The 17,245-nt window shown below is 42.0% G+C and carries 15 protein-coding genes; 12 read left to right on the top strand and 3 right to left on the bottom strand.

What is annotated here, in order from left to right:
- Window positions 1–241: 241 nt before the first annotated feature.
- From G630_RS0102235 to G630_RS0102205, 7 genes are all read left to right on the top strand, one after another.
- A complete protein-coding gene (locus tag G630_RS0102235; RefSeq protein ID WP_022759811.1) occupies window positions 242–430 on the top strand; it encodes a hypothetical protein in 189 nt (62 codons plus the stop codon).
- A 53-nt stretch (window positions 431–483) separates the two neighbouring features.
- Entirely contained in the window at window positions 484–735 is a 252-nt protein-coding gene (locus G630_RS0102230) for a GlsB/YeaQ/YmgE family stress response membrane protein (RefSeq protein ID WP_026497599.1), read from the top strand.
- A gap of 115 nt (window positions 736–850) precedes the next feature.
- On the top strand, window positions 851–1,900 hold the full coding sequence (locus G630_RS20365) for a glycoside hydrolase family 43 protein (RefSeq protein WP_049946040.1): 1,050 nt from the start codon (window positions 851–853) through the stop codon (window positions 1,898–1,900).
- A 139-nt stretch (window positions 1,901–2,039) separates the two neighbouring features.
- The gene (locus G630_RS0102220; protein WP_026497598.1) at window positions 2,040–2,336 is read left to right on the top strand and encodes an STAS domain-containing protein; all 297 of its coding nucleotides are present in this window, start codon (window positions 2,040–2,042) and stop codon (window positions 2,334–2,336) included.
- A gap of 124 nt (window positions 2,337–2,460) precedes the next feature.
- Window positions 2,461–3,900 (top strand): PP2C family protein-serine/threonine phosphatase, encoded by a 1,440-nt coding sequence (locus G630_RS23215; protein ID WP_049946039.1) that lies wholly within the window; start codon window positions 2,461–2,463, stop codon window positions 3,898–3,900.
- 108 nt (window positions 3,901–4,008) lie between these two features.
- A complete protein-coding gene (locus G630_RS20355; protein ID WP_022759816.1) occupies window positions 4,009–5,157 on the top strand; it encodes an HAD family hydrolase in 1,149 nt (382 codons plus the stop codon).
- Window positions 5,154–5,513 (top strand): hypothetical protein, encoded by a 360-nt coding sequence (locus G630_RS0102205; RefSeq protein ID WP_022759817.1) that lies wholly within the window; start codon window positions 5,154–5,156, stop codon window positions 5,511–5,513. The genes G630_RS20355 and G630_RS0102205 overlap by 4 nt, the downstream gene beginning before the upstream one ends.
- Before the next feature lie 71 nt (window positions 5,514–5,584).
- Here G630_RS0102205 and G630_RS0102200 read toward each other — a convergent pair whose 3' ends face one another.
- Both G630_RS0102200 and G630_RS0102195 read right to left on the bottom strand, forming a co-directional pair.
- Window positions 5,585–6,220 carry an MBL fold metallo-hydrolase gene (locus tag G630_RS0102200; protein ID WP_022759818.1) on the bottom strand — a complete coding sequence of 212 codons (636 nt, stop codon included), beginning with the start codon at window positions 6,218–6,220 and terminating at the stop codon, window positions 5,585–5,587.
- 66 nt (window positions 6,221–6,286) lie between these two features.
- A complete protein-coding gene (locus G630_RS0102195; RefSeq protein WP_081667756.1) occupies window positions 6,287–7,156 on the bottom strand; it encodes a helix-turn-helix transcriptional regulator in 870 nt (289 codons plus the stop codon).
- Window positions 7,157–7,486: 330 nt separating this feature from the next.
- Here G630_RS0102195 and G630_RS0102190 point away from each other — a divergent pair, with 330 nt between their 5' ends.
- Together G630_RS0102190 and G630_RS0102185 are read left to right on the top strand one after the other, a co-directional pair.
- Window positions 7,487–9,904 (top strand): glycoside hydrolase family 3 N-terminal domain-containing protein, encoded by a 2,418-nt coding sequence (locus G630_RS0102190; RefSeq protein WP_026497596.1) that lies wholly within the window; start codon window positions 7,487–7,489, stop codon window positions 9,902–9,904.
- Between the two features lie 22 nt (window positions 9,905–9,926).
- Window positions 9,927–11,285, top strand: coding sequence for an MATE family efflux transporter (locus tag G630_RS0102185; protein ID WP_026497595.1), 1,359 nt, complete (start codon window positions 9,927–9,929; stop codon window positions 11,283–11,285).
- A 34-nt stretch (window positions 11,286–11,319) separates the two neighbouring features.
- Here G630_RS0102185 and G630_RS0102180 read toward each other — a convergent pair whose 3' ends face one another.
- A complete protein-coding gene (locus G630_RS0102180) occupies window positions 11,320–12,573 on the bottom strand; it encodes a helix-turn-helix domain-containing protein (RefSeq protein WP_026497594.1) in 1,254 nt (417 codons plus the stop codon).
- Between the two features lie 287 nt (window positions 12,574–12,860).
- On the opposite strand from G630_RS0102180, the gene G630_RS0102175 reads away from it, so the two are divergent.
- The 3 genes from G630_RS0102175 to G630_RS0102165 all read left to right on the top strand — a co-directional run bounded on the left by G630_RS0102175 (window position 12,861) and on the right by G630_RS0102165 (window position 17,214).
- Window positions 12,861–14,813 carry an ABC transporter substrate-binding protein gene (locus G630_RS0102175; RefSeq protein WP_026497593.1) on the top strand — a complete coding sequence of 651 codons (1,953 nt, stop codon included), beginning with the start codon at window positions 12,861–12,863 and terminating at the stop codon, window positions 14,811–14,813.
- A gap of 140 nt (window positions 14,814–14,953) precedes the next feature.
- Window positions 14,954–15,958 (top strand): ABC transporter permease, encoded by a 1,005-nt coding sequence (locus G630_RS0102170; protein ID WP_026497592.1) that lies wholly within the window; start codon window positions 14,954–14,956, stop codon window positions 15,956–15,958.
- 14 nt (window positions 15,959–15,972) lie between these two features.
- Window positions 15,973–17,214 (top strand): ABC transporter permease, encoded by a 1,242-nt coding sequence (locus G630_RS0102165; protein ID WP_026497591.1) that lies wholly within the window; start codon window positions 15,973–15,975, stop codon window positions 17,212–17,214.
- Window positions 17,215–17,245: the final 31 nt, after the last annotated feature.

Genomic DNA, 17,245 nt, shown 5'->3' with positions numbered 1-17,245 from the left:
ATGATAGTATCTTAGTATCCTATTAATCAAGAGAGGCTGTTGCACAGATGTGCGGCAGCCTCTCTACAATTTTATAGGCCAAACACCTCTTTCTCCATAAATCACTATAAACGGAAAATAGCCATAATAATATCGCAATGATGGATATATATTCTGCATCCGGCTACAAATATAATTACAGTATCAACAGAGAGTTAGTAATGTTTGTCATGTGTTTTGTTTAAAAAGGAGGCGAAATTTTATGACAATCACTTGGAAACAGAGTTCATATTCATTTTTTCTCGCTGCTATTCAGCTGATACTGGGCATAAGCTGGTACGTTGCCGGAAGGAGCAGATGGCTGATTCTCATGGCATTTGGACTTATGATAATTCAGATCGTGAATGGAATATCATGCAGGATGCGTGAGAAAAATGAAGAAATGAAGTAAAGTGTGGTATTATTGTTTAGTATGTAAAAAGTATTTTGGAGAGGAGAACCAAAATGGGATTATTAAGAGGACTTATACTTGGTGCAATAGAAGGTTGTATAGCAAGCAGCATCATGAATGAGAAATCAGGAATGGTGAAGAATATTGTTCTTGGTATCGTTGGTGGATGCGTCGGAGGCTTTGTGTTCGGGCTTGCAGGTTTATCAGCAAGCGGACTTATAGGAAACCTTATCATTTCAACAATCGGTGCATGTATCTGCATCTGGATTGGAAGAAAGCTTTCCAGTTCTGACGATAAAAATTGAACCTAAGAAAATCGCACTATCTGAGCAGCACATATTCATTAGTGAATAGAGCGCTGCTCTTTTTATTTGTATAATTCATATAAATCATTTGGAAAAAGAGGGAGCATAGGGACTTATGGATGCAGAATACAGGAAAATTGTATGTGTTGCTGTAATAATCGCGTCTGCTGTTTTTCTAAGCGCTATCACTTTCAGCAACTATATTGGGACAAAGGCAAGTAAGGAGAATGACGTAATGAGTGAAGAAGTTAGTTTCAGGAAAAATCCTATTATAACGGATATTTATACAGCTGATCCGGCTCCGCTGGTGTATGGTGATACTCTTTATCTCTACACGACACATGATGAGGATGAGCTGATAAATGATTTTTATACTATGAGGGATTGGAGATGCTTTTCCACCAAGGATATGGTGAACTGGGAGGATCATGGATGCATTTTCTCTCTGGAGGATATCTCCTGGGCAGACGACAGGGCATGGGCTCCCCAGGCGATTGAGAGAAACGGTAAATTCTATCTGTATTGCCCGGTTCATAAGAGAAACGGTGGAATGGCCATAGCTGTAGGGATTTCAGACAATCCGGCAGGCCCTTTCAAGGATTTGGGTCATCCGCTTGTTGATGAGGGAGATTGGAACGACATAGATCCTACGGTTTTCATAGATGATGACGGACAGGCCTATCTTTATTTTGGCAACCCTGAACTTAGATATGTTCTTCTTAATGAGGATATGATTTCTTACGACAAAGAAGTGGGAGTTGTGAAGATACCCATGACAGAAGAAGCCTTTGCTAAGGGCAGTCATGATACCGGAACCTCCTATGGTGAGGGCCCCTGGTTTTATAAAAAAGACGGCCTCTATTACATGGTTTACGCTGCTTTCGGTGTGGGACAGCAAAATGAGCACCTGGCATATTCGACTTCGGATTCTCCGACAGGTCCCTGGAAATATGGCGGAGTTCTGATGACAGAAGAGGGCGGAGTTTTCACCAATCATCCCGGAATTGCTGACTTTAAGGGACATTCGTACCTGTTTTATCACACAGGAGAGCTACCGGGGGGAAGTCTTTTCCACAGAAGTGTATGCGTAGCGGAATTTAAGTATAACGAAGACGGTTCCATAGACACTATTTCCAAGTGTGATGGAGTACCGGCCATAAACTGAGCAAATGATAGTAGACTCTCAAGGTTAAAGTATTTATCGACCTTTGGGAGTCTTTTCATGTGGTGTGATAAATTTGTGATAGTAATATTGATACCATCAATACAGGATACATAAGGTGCACAAAGGTGAGGGTAGAAATATGACTATTACAAAAACTTTGAACGGAACTTCATTGTACATGGTACTTGGCGGAAGACTTGATACAAAGTCCGCGCCGGATCTTTATGAGGAGATCAATAATTCAATAGACCAGGTCGATAATCTTGAACTGGATATGGCGGATCTTAAGTACATTTCATCGGCCGGACTAAGAGTCCTTCTTACAACTCAGAAAGAGATGAACAAAAAAGGCACAATGGTCGTTAAAAATGTAGGCCCGGATGTGGGATACATTTTTGAGGTAACAGGATTTGACAATTTTCTTACAATAGAGTGATTTAGCAGATTTCCGGCAATTCCTGGGTAATACTTGTCAAAAAGTGATATGAAAATGCTGAACCAATCTGATATAATGATTGACGTATTACATATGTCCGAGCGGCATATTTGGGGAGATTGGTATGAGTTTATCACAGCATATTCATATTGCACTTGAGCTCTGGTGCGCTTTTTTCTGCGGCATTGCCATAGTCTGTGTTTTAGCGTCGAGATTTCAGGATAATGTAAAATCGAGACTTCTCATTTTTCAGTTGAATACCATTGCTTTTATAAATTTATTAGAGGTTCAGGCCTATTATTTCAGAGGGAATACCACAAAGCTTGGTTATTACTCTGTCAGAATAGCTAACTTTGGCGTCTTTTTTTTGAACCATCTGCTTTTGATATTCGCAACACACTATATCTGTCACAGGATGGGGAGTAGCCACAGCAAGGGAACAAAGCTAACCCGTAAGGCGATAACGATACTTTGCGTTATTGGAATGGTTCTGCTTATTCTCTCGAGAGTATTTGGGTTCTATTATGCATTTGACGATCAGAACAGATACTATAGATTAAACGGAACCTACTGGATTATGCTTTTTATTCAAATGCTGGCCATGATGATTTTGACAGGATACACCATATGTCACTGGAGGCATTTGAAAAATCTTGAGAAAGTCGCCTATTTATCCTATGAACTTCTTCCGGTTCTTGCAATAGGAGTTCAGAACTTTGTATATGGAATTTCACTTGCTACACTTGCAACCACTTACTCAGTTCTTCTCATGTTTGTTGTATATGAGATTGAGTATTCGGAGGTTGTGGTTCTGGACAAGCAGCGTATAGAAGCTGAATTATCTCTTGCGACATCAATCCAGACTTCAATGCTTCCGCATGATTTTCCGCCCTTTCCCGACAGGAAGGAATTTGATATTTTTGCCACAACTGAGCCTGCGAGAGAGGTGGGCGGCGATTTTTATGACTACTTCCTTGTTGATGATGATCACTTATGCATCGTTATGGCAGATGTTTCGGGAAAAGGCATACCTGCAGCACTTTACATGACAATATCCAAGGTGATCCTGAAAAATACTGCGATACTTGGAAAATCCGTATCTGAGATTTTGACCCTCACCAATGATGGGCTTACTAAGGAAAATAACACCGGTATGTTTGTGACTATCTGGTTAGGTATTCTGGAGATATCAACCGGAATACTTACCTGTGGAAATGCCGGTCATGAGTATCCTGCGATTATGAGAAAGGGTGGCAGTTTTGAGATTTTCAAAGATAAACACGGCTTCGTTCTTGGCGGAATGGAAGGCGTGAAATACAAAGAGTACACTATTCAGATGAATCCGGGAGACAGAATTTTCCTTTATACAGACGGTGTGCCGGAAGCAACTAATAATGCGGAAGATATGTACGGTATCGAGCGCATGATAGGTGCACTTAATAAAGAACAGGAAGCTCCTTTGGAAGAACTACTGAAAAATGTTCGCACGGATATTGGATCCTTTGTCAGGGATGCGGAGCAATTTGATGACCTCACAATGATGTGCCTCGAATACAGAGGATAGTTTTAATCATATATTTATGTGTAGTTTATCAGGTTTTTATTTCATTAATGCATAATGTAAGGTATATATGAATACACAAATTTGATTACTTATGAAGGGGAGATATTGATGGAAAATAAAAATCCAGAGGTTAATTACCTTAAGGTAGTAATTGTAATTGCGGTAATTTTTCTGATAGCAGCTTTCTGTATCATAAAAGGAGGAAGGGGAACGGTTAAGACGAATACTTCTTCCGGCAACGCCCTTGCATCCTGGACAGATACCGCGCCTGCGAAGGAAGCTCTTATAAATTATATGAGTGCAATCACTGATGAAAACAGTGCGGATTATATTCCTGTTGAGAGACGAATTGCCGTATTTGATCTGGATGGAACACTCTTTTCCGAGACAAATCCGATCTATTTTGATCACAGCCTTCTTCTTCACAGAGTGCTTGAAGATCCCGATTATAAGGATAAGGCATCCGATTTTGAAAAAGATGTTGCTGCACAGATTCTTCAGTGGATTCAGGACGGTGAATATCCTAAGACAATGGATATTGACCACGGAACAGCAATTTCAACTGCTTTTGCCGGAATGACAGTGGATGAATTCCAGGATTATGTTGAGGAATTCAGTAATCAGCCGGCTCCCGGATACGACGGTATGACAAGAGGAGAATCCTTCTATCAGCCGATGATGGAGGTTATTGATTTTCTTAATGAAAATGACTTTACAGTCTATGTTGTCAGTGGAACAGACAGATTCATAGTCAGAGGCGGAGTTAGAAATAACTTAAAGGTTCCAATGAATCAGATTATCGGTTCTGATGAAACTATCGAAGCCAGCGGACAGGGAGACGAGGATGGCCTTAAATACCAGTTTACAGCTGATGATAAGGTTATTACTGGCGGCGAGTTTGTGGTTAAGAATCTTAAGACGAATAAGGTTACCGCAATTGTTCGTGAAATAGGTGTTCAGCCTGTTCTTGCTTTTGGTAACAGCTCCGGCGATTTCAGCATGGCTAATTATGTAATTCATGATAATCAGTACAAGAGTCTTGCATTTATGCTTTGCTGTGATGACGTTGACAGAGAATATGGCAATCTTACAAAGGCAGAGAAAATGGAAGCTGACTGCGCAGAGCAGGGATTTATTCCGGTTTCCATGAAAAATGACTGGACTACAATTTATAAAGAAGGCGTTAAAAAGAATCCTGATGTAGGTCTTGATATCTATGATCAGGAATACGAAGAAATAATGGATGATGCGGCATGAGTGATAGAAGAAATAACGAGAGAATTCAAATGTACAGTAGTGCCCTTGTTTATATTGAGGGCTATGACGCTGAAATAGAAGCTATTGTCACCAATCTCAGCGAAGAGAATATTGGTTTAAAATGCCGTATTTCCGATGAGCAGAAAAAGAAGATTGAGGACAGTAAAATGATTACTTTCCAGTTTGTTGATACATATCTGGAAGGTAAAAAGGCAAAGACAGATGTTGTACAGGCCTGTGCTCTTATACAACGCATGGAATATTCAGATGGAGAATGTTTTATCGGCGGAGTGGTAAGAGACGAGAATTTTAAACGTTATGTTCTTCGAAGAAAGCTATCACCGTATTATAAATAAGTGATATAAAAAGCGTAGCAGTAGATGGTTTACTGCTACGCTTATTTTTTTCAAGTAATTATGAGATTGTCTTAGTGAATTTTGATTTCTACTTTAATATGAGAATCAACGTTTGACTTAAATACTTTCGCGTCTGAAGGGCTGCCAACAATGTTTCCGTAATGAGTGGGAATAGCTACTTCGGGTCTGATGATATTTACAAGCTCTGCTGCCTTCTGGGCATTCATGGTATACTTCCCTCCGATGGGAACAAGAGCGATATCACATCTGACCTGTTGTGCGTCCTTGGTGAGGCTGGTATCACCGGCCACATATATTCTTTTGTGATCGATTCTGAAAATGTAGCCTACATAGCCTGCTGCCTTCGGATGGAAGGGTTTAAGGTTGTTATAGGCGGGTACTGTCTCAAATTCAAGACCATCAAATTCTTTGTAAATTTTAGGCTTTACCCCAAGAACTTTTCCGTTCTCCAAAAGAAGAACTTCTGCTTTACTTGCGATTTTTTCCGGAGCAACAATACGTGTATCACTTTTAATGATTTTCTTTATGTCATCCGGAGAGAAGTGATCATAGTGATCATGTGTGATGAAGATATAATCCGCATCATGCGGAGCGTCCTTTATCTCAAAAGGATCGACATAGATTACTCCTTTGTCGGAATTGATTCTAATGCTACTGTGAGTAAGCACTTCAATGTTTTCAACCATTTACAACATTTCCCCCTGAAAAGATTCGTGTAAAAACACTATATATAGTATACCAGAAAATTTGACCTACAAACGAGAAAATGTTGTTTTATATTCATGCGGTGTAACTCCGTATTTTTGCCTGAAGTAGGTGATGAAAGCGCTGGTACTTGGGAATGCCAGAAGATCCGAGAGCGAAGATATGGATATGTCAGTAATCTCAAGTGCATGCGCTGCATATTCAAGCTTCTGATTTCTTATGAAAACCGAAGGCCTTTCAGATAATTCCTCTTCGAATATTTTGGAGATGTATCCCTCGCTTTTTCCGGTTATGGAAGAAAGGTCGGAAAGAGTGATTTTTTCATGGAGATGTCTTGAGATATACTCGCAGCATTTCTTCACGTACAGGCCGCAGCTTCTGTATTTGTAAGCGCTCACCTGATAGGTAAAATCGTAGAGCGCACAGTTTTGAAGATGATTGAGTTTTGAGATATCCGTCTCCATGAGGCTGTATTTAATATAGTTGTCACTCAGGGAATAAGCGATATGATCCGGGAGTCCGCCATCAAGTGCGGCTCTGGTATAGAGTGTTATTCCGCTGACAAACATACTGATTGCCTGGGAAAGAGGATTTTCCGAGACTTCGCCGATATCGTTGAAGGCTCCGGGACTGTAATGATTCTCGGAAGGATCGAAACTCTCTATTAGAGCCAGAATCTTGGTGAGATTACCTGTTGAAATATAGTACATGATTGTTTTTTCCGTTGCTCTCTTGTAGGAGATAGGATCTCCCTCGCCTTCAGTCTCGAAAAATACCTGCTCCTTGAAGCCCTTGAGGATGGTGTTTCTTATTTTTGAAACAGACTTGTCCGGTGTGAAGCTCTTTACTTCCGGTGCGAGCTCGTCATCGAGAAGGAGACGGTATAGATCTTGGGAGGTGGTAGTCTTTTTCATCATGTATACTCCTGTGTCCCCTCATCCGGCACTTCGTGCCACCTTCCCCCAGAGGGGGAAGGCAGAATAATATAAAGCCTTCCCCTAGGGGGGGCGCTCGACGTCCGGGGGACGTCGGTCCAGCGCGGACCGAAGCGGAGCGTAGACAGGTGCCCGAAGGGCGGATGAGGGGAATTAATAACATATATCATATAAATTAAATTGATTTCGTATATATTCATTTTATAAAAATGCTATTCTGAATTCAATGAGATAAAAACTTAAAGATTCTTTTTTAGGGTAAGGAAGCTTTAAGGGTAAGCAAAAACTACATCATTTATAGGAGAGATTACAATGGAAAAATACGAACAGGAACACTTGGAACTCGTAAGAAATACAGCCGCTGAGGGCACACTTTTTCTTAAAAAGGATGAGTCCTTCCCGCTTGCAGGTCCTTGCAAAATAGCGGCATTCGGAAACGGAATCCGTCACACGATTAAGGGCGGTACAGGTTCCGGTGAAGTTAACAGCAGATTTTCTGTTAACGTTGAAGAAGGTCTTAAGGATGCGGGTTTCACTATTACATCAGGTGAGTGGCTTGATGCTTTTGACGGCGTTCTTGCACAGACACATGAGAAATTCCTTGCAAAGATCAGAAAGGATGCAGAAGCTGTAGGAGCAAATCCTGTTATGTTTGCATTCGGTATGGTTCAGCCTGAACCCGAGCATGACCTTGAACTTACAGGTGACGGTGATGCTGCAATTTACGTTCTTTCAAGAAATTCAGGAGAAGGAAATGACAGAAAGCCTGAAAAGGGTGATGTTCTTCTTACGGATACAGAGGTAAGAGATATCCTCGCGCTCAACAAAAAGTTTGATAAATTCATGCTTGTTCTTAATGTAGGCGGCCCTGTTGATTTATCACCCGTTATGGAAGTTAGAAACATTCTTCTTCTTTCACAGCTTGGTGTTGTTACAGGTAACGTGCTTGCAGATATCCTTCTTGGCAAGGCTAATCCTTCAGGAAAACTTGCTACAACCTGGGCTAAGTGGGAGGATTACAGCACTCTCGGAGATTTTGGTGACAATGATGATGTTCACTACAATGAGGGAATTTATGTAGGTTACAGATATTTTGATACACAGAATGTAACTCCGCTGTTCCCGTTTGGATTTGGTAAGTCATACACTGAATTCACTGTTGAACCTGAAGCTGTTTCTAACAGTAAAGAGGAAATCACTGTTTCAGCTAAGGTTACAAACACCGGTAAGGTAGCAGGAAAAGAGGTTGTTCAGGTTTATGTATCATGTCCTTTCGGAAAACTGGATAAGCCTGTAAAGGACCTCGTAGCATTTGTAAAGACTTCCGAACTTGGATCAGGACAAAGCGAGACAGTAAAAGCTACCTTCAAGCTTTCTGATATCGCATCCTACGATGAGGAGGGACAGGCTTACATCCTTGATAAGGGTAATTATGTGATCTATGTAGGTAACTGCTCAAGAGACGTTAAGAAGGCAGGAGCTGTTGTTCTGGCTGATACAGTTACAACCATGAAGACAAGAAACTGCCTCGGAACTCCCGGTTTCAAGGATTTTGTTCCCGCATCCGCAAAGGAAGAGTCAGTAGAGGACCTTACCACAATAGAGCTTTCAGCTTCCGATTTTGATACACAGACAGTAACCTACGACGTTGATTATCCTGTGGATGATATTATTGCAGGTCTTTCTGATGAAGAACTAGCTTATATCAACACCGGTGCTTTTGATCCCAAGAACTCAGGTCTTCAGGTTATCGGTAATGCATCTTTTGCTGTTGCAGGTGCCGCAGGTGAGACCACAACAAGATATAAGGATAAAGGCATTAAGAGTATGGTTATGGCTGACGGCCCTGCGGGCCTTCGCCTTACCAAGGAATATTTTGAGGACGAGACCGGTGTTCACGGTATCGGTTCAGCACTTGGCAGCATGATGGAGCTTATGAGCGATGAGGAGAAGGCAGCAATCGCAGAGCTTGCCAAGGCTAATGCGCCTAAGCCCGGAACAGAGATTAAAGAGCAGTATGCTACAGCAATTCCGATTGGAACGGCTATTGCACAGACCTTCAACTATGATCTTGCTTATTCTTACGGCGATATCGTAGGAAAAGAGATGGAGAGATTCCATGTACAGCTTTGGCTTGCACCTGCTCTTAATATTCACAGAAGTATTCTCTGCGGAAGAAACTTTGAGTATTATTCAGAAGATCCGTTAGTAGCAGGACTTTTCGCAGCTGCTATAACAAACGGTGTTCAGAAGCATAAGGGCTGTGGTACTACAATCAAGCACTATGCAGCAAATAATGCTGAGACAAACAGATACAATAACAACAGCCATGTTTCCGAGAGAGCAATGAGAGAGATTTATCTCCGCGGTTTTGGAATCTGTGTAAGAAAGTCACAGCCTAAGGCAGTTATGACATCTTACAACCTTCTTAATGGCCAGCACACTTCAGAGCACAGAGGACTTATCGAAGATATCCTTCGCTGTGAGTATGGCTTTAAGGGTATCGTAATGACTGACTGGGTTGTTGAGATGCTCACAGTATCAAGCAAAAATAAGCACAGAGGTGCTCTTGCAAATGAAGTTGTAAAGGCTGGCGGAGATTTGTTCATGCCCGGAACTCAGGGTGATTTCGATAGAATCCTTGCAGACATTAAGTCCGGTGCAATCTCAAGAAAACAGATTGAGCAGAATGCTACAAGAGTATACAGAATGGCAAATGAACTTTCATGAATTTGATTCATAAAAGGTGATTATGAAAAAACTATTTGCAGATAAAGAATTTTATAACAAACTGGTGAGGCTCACTCTTCCAATTGCATTTCAGAGTCTGATGCTTGCTGCTGTTGCAGCAGCGGATGCCGTAATGCTTGGAAGAATAGAGCAGAACCAGATGGCGGCGGTTTCACTTGCTACGCAAGTGCAGTTTATTCAGAACATGGTTCTGAGTGCTGCGACAGCTGCGGGATCGATTCTTGGAGCCCAGTACTATGGTAAACAGGATACCGATACCATAAATAAAATTTTTGCGATGATGATGCGCTGTGTCGGCATTGTTTCCATAGTATTTGCAGGTGCATGTCTTCTTGTTCCGGAACTTCTCATGATGATATTTGCTCATGATCCGGAACTTATAAGAATTGGCGCGTCTTACCTTAGAATTGCAGGCTGGTCATATCTTCTTACAGGAATATCCGAATGTTATCTTACGATTATGAAGATAACGGATCATGTAAAGAGAGGAGCCCTGATCAGTTCCGGTACGGTTGTTATAAACATTATTCTGAATAGTATTTTTATCTTTGGCTTATTCGGAATCCCTGCTATGGGAGCAAACGGAGCAGCACTTGCAACGCTGCTTTCCAGAATCATCGAAGTTATATGGGCAGTTAGCTCAAGTTACCAGAAAGGATTTCTTCGTCCGCGGTTCGGTTATCTTTTGAAAAGCTTTCCGGGACTTAGAACCGATTTTATTAAAGTGTCGCTTCCATTACTCGGCGGTGGCCTTTTCTGGGGAGTAGGATTTACTTCCTACACCGCGATTATGGGCCACCTTGGAAGCGATGCGGCAGCTGCCAATTCTGTTGCAGCGGTGGTGCGTGATCTGTTCTGCTGTATGTGTAACGGTATCAGCAGTGCCGGCGGCATCATGGTTGGTAACGAACTTGGTGCAGGAAAACTTCAAAAAGGAAAGCAGTATGGAATACGCCTTGCAAAGATTTCTTACGTTATCGGATTTCTTTGCACAGCACTGGTACTTGCCGTAACAGTACCGGTGGTGAATTTTATGAAGCTTACGGATATTGCACGAAGCCATCTGATGGGGATGATGGTTGTCATGGCGATTTATATGATAGGGAGATGCGTAAACACGATTATCATCAACGGCATATTCGGAGCAGGGGGAGATACACTTTTCGATGTCTACAGCCTGGCTGTTTGCATGTGGTGTCTCGCAATACCGACTGCACTCCTGGGGGCCTTCGTATTTCACTGGCCGGTGGTGGCAGTATATGCCTGCACCTGTCTGGATGAAGTCGGGAAGATACCGTGGGTGATGTACCATTTTCAGAAGTATAAGTGGGTGAAGGACCTTACGAGGGAAGTTGTATAAAAAAGAACCGCGTGATGCGGTTCTTTTTTATGCCTTATTGTGAACTCATAACGAGCTCATCACGTTTTTCTCTGTATTCTTTAGGCGTCATGCCTTCCTTTTTCTTGAACAGGTTATTGAAGTAACTCTGGGAGCAGAAGTTCAGCATATTACTGATCTCCGAATAACTAAGATCCGTATTTCGCAGAAGGCGCTTAGCTTCATTGATTCTGATATTCTGCATAAAGTCAGATATTGAAGTTCCGGTCTCTTTATTGAAGAGAGCAGATAAGTATTTTGCTGAAATATGCAGTTCAGATGCAAGATCATCAAGAGTAATCTTATCAGGAAGCTTCTCAATGATGCGTTTAATGCACTTGTTGGTCATAGGAGAGTAGTTCTCACTTGTATGTGCATTAACCTCATGTGAACTCTTGGCAAACTCAAGTGTTCCGTTTCTAAGTACCGATACGATCTTTTCATAGCTCTTGCAGACCTTAAGCTCCTGTACAAACTTCTCGAACCTTGCCTGGCAGACCTTCTTGTCGGTCCCGCTCTCTATGGAGGCGATTTTTGCAATAGTTAACAGCTCAATTGAACGTATGCCGCAGTCTCTGTATGAAGTCTTGTCAGGGAACAGAACATCCATGATTTTTTCATCATCAAAAAGAGAGAAGAGTTTGTAAACACTTCCGTTTACAACAAATACATTGAATAATTCCTCGATTCTGCTGATCTCTTCATAGGCACGGGCATCCTCTGCAGATAACTCCGCGTCGAATGCTGCGATATCAGAAGACTGGGATTTCTTTTTTGCTGTATTAAGAAACTTCTCGGAATGAGCACTGAAATCCGGAGGCGTTTCTTCAAGAACTTCATTAAAGAAGTTTGTTATATGTAAAAGGAACTCTTCTTTGTTAATAACCGGAAGAGCATTGGAAAGAATTCTCTTTTGCTCAACGAACAGATTCTCGCCGAAAGTAAGATTAGGCCAGACGTTTCCGCTTGGCTTAACAGTCATGACGGGACCTATGACAACTGTATAGAACTGATGCTTTCCGCCGTCGGAGTTAAAGGAATAGTACATCTCATAAGGATTATCCAGATCGAGGTAGGATCCTTCAATAGAATGAGATATACGGAAATTCCTTGCCTTCTGCAACATTTCCTCCATGATATTAAGGATAGCGGAAGTGGTGAAGTTGGTAAAAACAAGGCTGTTATTCTGTTCGAAAACCCATACAGGAATTCGCGTTTTCTTGTAATACTCTTCAAATCGCCATGCAATGACTTTAAGATTAGTTTGCATATCATTTTCCTTACAATTATCAAATATTGCCTACACGAAAATTTTACATTAAATTCATAGAAAGTTCAAACTTATTATGCAAATAGACAACTGAAAACATGCGGATTTGTTAATAAAAGACAATCAAAATAGAAAAAAGAGAGTAAAAGTGTACAAATTGTATAAATGCGGAAATTTTTATATACATGTGGATATTTTTATATATAAAGCAATTTTTGATAAGTAAAATATTAACATGTTGTGGGTTATAAAACCCGAAAAAACACTTTTAGAAAGGGAGGTAAGTTATGAAGAAGAACTTACAGAAGGTTATGTCACTTCTGTGCGTATCAGCTATGTCACTTTCGATGATAGCTGGATGCGGCGGCGGTAACAACGGTGGCACAACTACAACTGAGACTCCTGCAGCTACAGAGGAAACTTCTGTTGAAGAGACCACAGCAGCTGAGGAGACCACAGAGGAAACCGCAGAAGAGACAACCGAAGAGACAGCTGAGGAAGAGACTACTGAGGAAGCTACTGAAGATACAGCAGCAGCTGACGGCGAGTCAACACCCAGAAACGAGACTCTGTATGAGGCTGGTCAGCAGTGGGGAACAATCAATGACTGGAACCCTATGTCAGCTAACTCAAACAATGGTCTTGCACTTTCAGCTAATGAGTCAGCACGTGAACTTGTTTATGAGACATTGTTCATGTTCAACGCTCTTGATGGCAAGCTCTATCCTCTTCTTGGATCAGAGTACAGCTGGAACGATGATCAGACAGAGCTTACTGTAACTCTTAACGGCGATGCTAAGTGGAGCGATGGCTCAGCTTTCACAGCTGAAGACGTAGCTTATACTTACGACACACATGTTAAGTATCAGTCTTCACAGGGTGCTGATTTCTCAACTTATGTTGATTCTGTAGAAGCTGTTGATGATTCAACAGTTCTCATCAAGGCTAAGGTTGAAAACGGCGTTGCTGTTAACCCTCTTAAGGTTACTTCTATCCTCAACACAATGTACATGATGCAGAAGGCTTATCTGCAGACTGTAGAGGAGAGAAACGGTGAGGATGCTGATAAGGTTAAACAGGATACTATGGAAGATCTTGTTCACACAGGCCCTTATGCTCCTTACATTTCTAACGACCAGAAGGCAGTTCTTCAGAGAGATGACAACTATTGGGGACAGGCAAGCTCCATGTGGGGTAAGCTTCCCGTTCCGAAGTACATCGCTCACACAATCTATAAGGACAATGCAGCAGGTCAGGTTGCGCTTTCTCAGGGCGAAGTTGATGTCTGCCAGCAGTTCATTACAGATGTACAGAACCTGTGGCTCGAAGATGATCTTCCGATTTCCACATGGCTCGATGATGCACCTTACGGCGCATGCGAAGTAATGCCTTCAATGTTCTTCAACACAGAGAGAGAAGGACTTGATCAGAAGGAAGTTCGTCGTGCAATCGCTATGGCAGTTGATTATGAGCAGATCATTGCATCCGCTATGTCAGGCCAGTCACCTACATTTGATGAGTATCCGAGATCAGTTGTTGGACCTACAGACGGCGAGAGAAAGTATGTAGACTTCGACGCTATCGCAGATCTTCAGTGGGATAACGCAGACGTTGACGGCGCTAACAAGCTCCTAGACGATGCAGGAATCGTTGATAGTGACGGCGATGGAATCCGTGAGTACAACGGTAAGAACCTTTCCTTCAAGGCTGAGTGCCCTACAGGATGGTCAGACTGGAACGCTTCTATGGAAATCGTAGCAGCAGCCGGCGAGAAGATTGGTATTGATATCCAGACATACTTCCCTGAGGCTTCTTCCTTCTACGATGACATGACAACATGTAACTTCGATATCTGCATGTGGTCAACACCCGGCGCAGGCGTTATGAACCCTTACTCAAAGGGAATGTTCTACTTCTCAGAAGAGTATGCAAAGCTTGCATCTAACTGGAGTGGTAACTTCGGTCACTACATGAACGATGATGCTGAGAAGATCCTTGAGGCTCTTCCTGCAGAGACAGACGAAGCTAAGCTTAAAGAGTACTATACAGAACTTTCAAGAATCCTTCTTGATGAGTGTCCTGCAGTTGCTCTTATGTATCGTCCTACATTGTTCTATGCTGTAAACGAGTCTGTATGGACAAACTATCCTGCAGCAGATGACGGAAGAAATATTCCTCCGACAGACTGCACAGACGGTTATGGTATTGCAGCACTTTACGAGCTTGAGCTTGTTGAGTAATTTGTAACAAAATAGTTTTAGTTAAGTAAATTGGGGGCTGCCGTGGGGCATGATCGCCAACGCGGCGACAAAACCACGCGGCAGTCCCTTAAATTACGCAAAAATTCGGCGTATGTTAGAAGAAGGGAGGTATTTCTAAATTGAAAGGCTATAAAAAATACTATGGTCAGAAATTATTCTGGTATTTTCTGACACTCATTTTCGCCGTAATCCTCAACTTTATTCTGCCGCGCCTGATGCCCGGAAATCCTGTTTCCGCTATAGCATCAAAGGCAGTCAGCGGTATGACGGATTCAACGGCTATTCAGAAGGTCTTAAATGACTATGCTACAAAATTCGGTATCAACGAACCGATGTACAAACAGTTCTTTATGTGGCTTGGAAATGCATTAAAGGGTGACTTCGGTGTTTCCTTCAGCCAGTATCCGAGACCTGTTTCCGATATTATTGCGAACGCAGTATGGTGGACAGTTTGCCTGCAGCTTCCCGCAATTATCGTTGGATGGATTCTCGGTAATATCTTAGGTGCGATTGCCGCTTATATCAAAGGTGCTTTTGATAAGGTAATCCTTCCTATTTTCCTCTTTATCGGAAATATCCCGGCATTTGGTATGGCAACAGTTCTTCTGTATCTGTTTGCAATCAGACTTAAAATAGCTCCTTCATCAGGTGGATATGGTTATGATCTTATACCTAATATGAGCTGGACTTTCATGAAATCGATTATCGCGCATTACCAGCTTCCTTTCTGGTCAATCGTTCTTATTACGATCGGCGGTCAGGCAATCGGTATGCGATCAATGTCAATATATGAGTTGAATGCAGATTATGTAAAATACTCAAGATTCCTTGGTATCAAGGACAGCAAGATTGTAGGATATGTGTTCAGAAACGCTATGCTTCCTCAGATCACAGGTCTTGCACTTTCACTCGGAACTATGATGGGTGGTGCTCTCGTTGCAGAGATGGTATTCTCTTATCCCGGACTTGGCATGACACTTCTTTCAGCTGTAAACGGTCAGGATTATCCGCTTCTTTCAGCTTGTACACTCATCATCACAATCATGGTACTTATCGCCAACCTTGCGGTCGAACTCCTTTATGGTGTTATTGATCCTCGAGTTAAGGCTAATCAGCAGGATTAAGGAGGGAATGAAAAATGAAAAATACAATAAAACAAGTTTTCCATTCCGGAAAATTCCTGTTCGGATTTGTAATCTTTATGTTCATACTGCTTACAGTCCTCATTTATCCTTTGTTTGTAACGGCTGACCCGCTGCAGATGATAGGTCAGGGTAACTTCTTCAAACCCGGTACATATGTATCTGTTGAGGAGGCAACACTTGAAAAATCTTATAACTTACAGATTCCCAAGCAGTTTTCAAAGCTTGAGATGGTACTCGATGTAGAAACAAGAGCAAAAATCCAGGAATTCCTTCTTAAGCAGGGCGTTGCAGAAGCTGATATAGATGTAACTGATGCTGAAGGTCTTGTAGCTCTCTGGAAAGCAAATTATGATCCCAACACAAAGTATAAGGGATACACAACTGCCAAGAGAAAAGCGCTTAAGAGACTTGATTCTCAGATTACAGCAGCTATGAAGGATTCCGGAGTTATCGTTGCTGAAAAGGACGAAGAGGGTAATCTTCAGCAGAGCAAGGTAATCAAGGATACAGATTATGTAAACATCAAAGATGTATCTAAGAAGACCTTCATTCTTGGAACAGATAACTTTGGACGTGATGTCCTCACAGAGCTTGTAGCAGCAACAAAATCTTCATTGAAGATCGGTCTTCTTGCAGGACTTATCGCTACTGCAATCGGACTTTTACTTGGCCTTCTTGCAGGTTACATGGGCGGACTTGCTGATAACATCATCATTTTCGTAACAAACCTGTTTACAGTTATTCCTTCCTTTGTAATCCTTATCCTCATTTCTTATTCAGTAGGAGATAAGGCAAGAGGTATTGCAATGGTTGGTATCATCATCGGTCTGACATCATGGCCCTGGACGACACGTTCCGTTCGTTCACAGGTTATATCACTCAGAAACCGTGATCACGTTAATTTGTCAAAACTGTCAGGACACAGCATGTTCAGGATCATCTTCACAGATATCCTTCCTTACATAGCATCCTACGTTGTTATGGCTATGATCCTGCAGATTTCATCAGGAATTCTTGCAGAAGCACAGCTGTCAATGATCGGACTTGGTCCTGCAACAACAAAGACAGCAACTCTGGGACTTATGATGCAGTGGGCAATGCAGTATTCTGCACACCTCAATGGTTCTTGGTGGGCATATTTCCCGGTAGTAATACTCATCGCACTTATTTCGTTCTCACTGAACCTTATGAATACAGGAATGGATCAGGTATTCAACCCGCAGCTGCGTGACTGATCGTAATCCGGAACAAAAGGTAACTGTGAAT

Origin of the sequence: Butyrivibrio sp. WCD2001, from assembly GCF_000424485.1 — a bacterium.
GTDB lineage: Bacteria > Bacillota > Clostridia > Lachnospirales > Lachnospiraceae > Butyrivibrio.
This window is presented reverse-complemented; position numbering and strand designations above follow the sequence as displayed.

Bases quoted from the DNA above. Each gene is read 5' to 3' on its own strand.
- G630_RS0102180 (WP_026497594.1), bottom strand. From the start codon at position 12,573: ATGCAAACTAATCTTAAAGTCATTGCATGGCGATTTGAAGAGTATTAC.
- G630_RS0102190 (WP_026497596.1), top strand. From the start codon at position 7,487: ATGGAAAAATACGAACAGGAACACTTGGAACTCGTAAGAAATACAGCC.
- G630_RS23215 (WP_049946039.1), top strand. From the start codon at position 2,461: ATGAGTTTATCACAGCATATTCATATTGCACTTGAGCTCTGGTGCGCT.
- G630_RS0102235 (WP_022759811.1), top strand. From the start codon at position 242: ATGACAATCACTTGGAAACAGAGTTCATATTCATTTTTTCTCGCTGCT.
- G630_RS20365 (WP_049946040.1), top strand. From the start codon at position 851: ATGGATGCAGAATACAGGAAAATTGTATGTGTTGCTGTAATAATCGCG.
- G630_RS0102205 (WP_022759817.1), top strand. From the start codon at position 5,154: ATGAGTGATAGAAGAAATAACGAGAGAATTCAAATGTACAGTAGTGCC.
- G630_RS0102220 (WP_026497598.1), top strand. From the start codon at position 2,040: ATGACTATTACAAAAACTTTGAACGGAACTTCATTGTACATGGTACTT.
- G630_RS0102175 (WP_026497593.1), top strand. From the start codon at position 12,861: ATGAAGAAGAACTTACAGAAGGTTATGTCACTTCTGTGCGTATCAGCT.
- G630_RS0102195 (WP_081667756.1), bottom strand. From the start codon at position 7,156: ATGATGAAAAAGACTACCACCTCCCAAGATCTATACCGTCTCCTTCTC.
- G630_RS20355 (WP_022759816.1), top strand. From the start codon at position 4,009: ATGGAAAATAAAAATCCAGAGGTTAATTACCTTAAGGTAGTAATTGTA.
- G630_RS0102185 (WP_026497595.1), top strand. From the start codon at position 9,927: ATGAAAAAACTATTTGCAGATAAAGAATTTTATAACAAACTGGTGAGG.
- G630_RS0102200 (WP_022759818.1), bottom strand. From the start codon at position 6,220: ATGGTTGAAAACATTGAAGTGCTTACTCACAGTAGCATTAGAATCAAT.
- G630_RS0102165 (WP_026497591.1), top strand. From the start codon at position 15,973: ATGAAAAATACAATAAAACAAGTTTTCCATTCCGGAAAATTCCTGTTC.
- G630_RS0102230 (WP_026497599.1), top strand. From the start codon at position 484: ATGGGATTATTAAGAGGACTTATACTTGGTGCAATAGAAGGTTGTATA.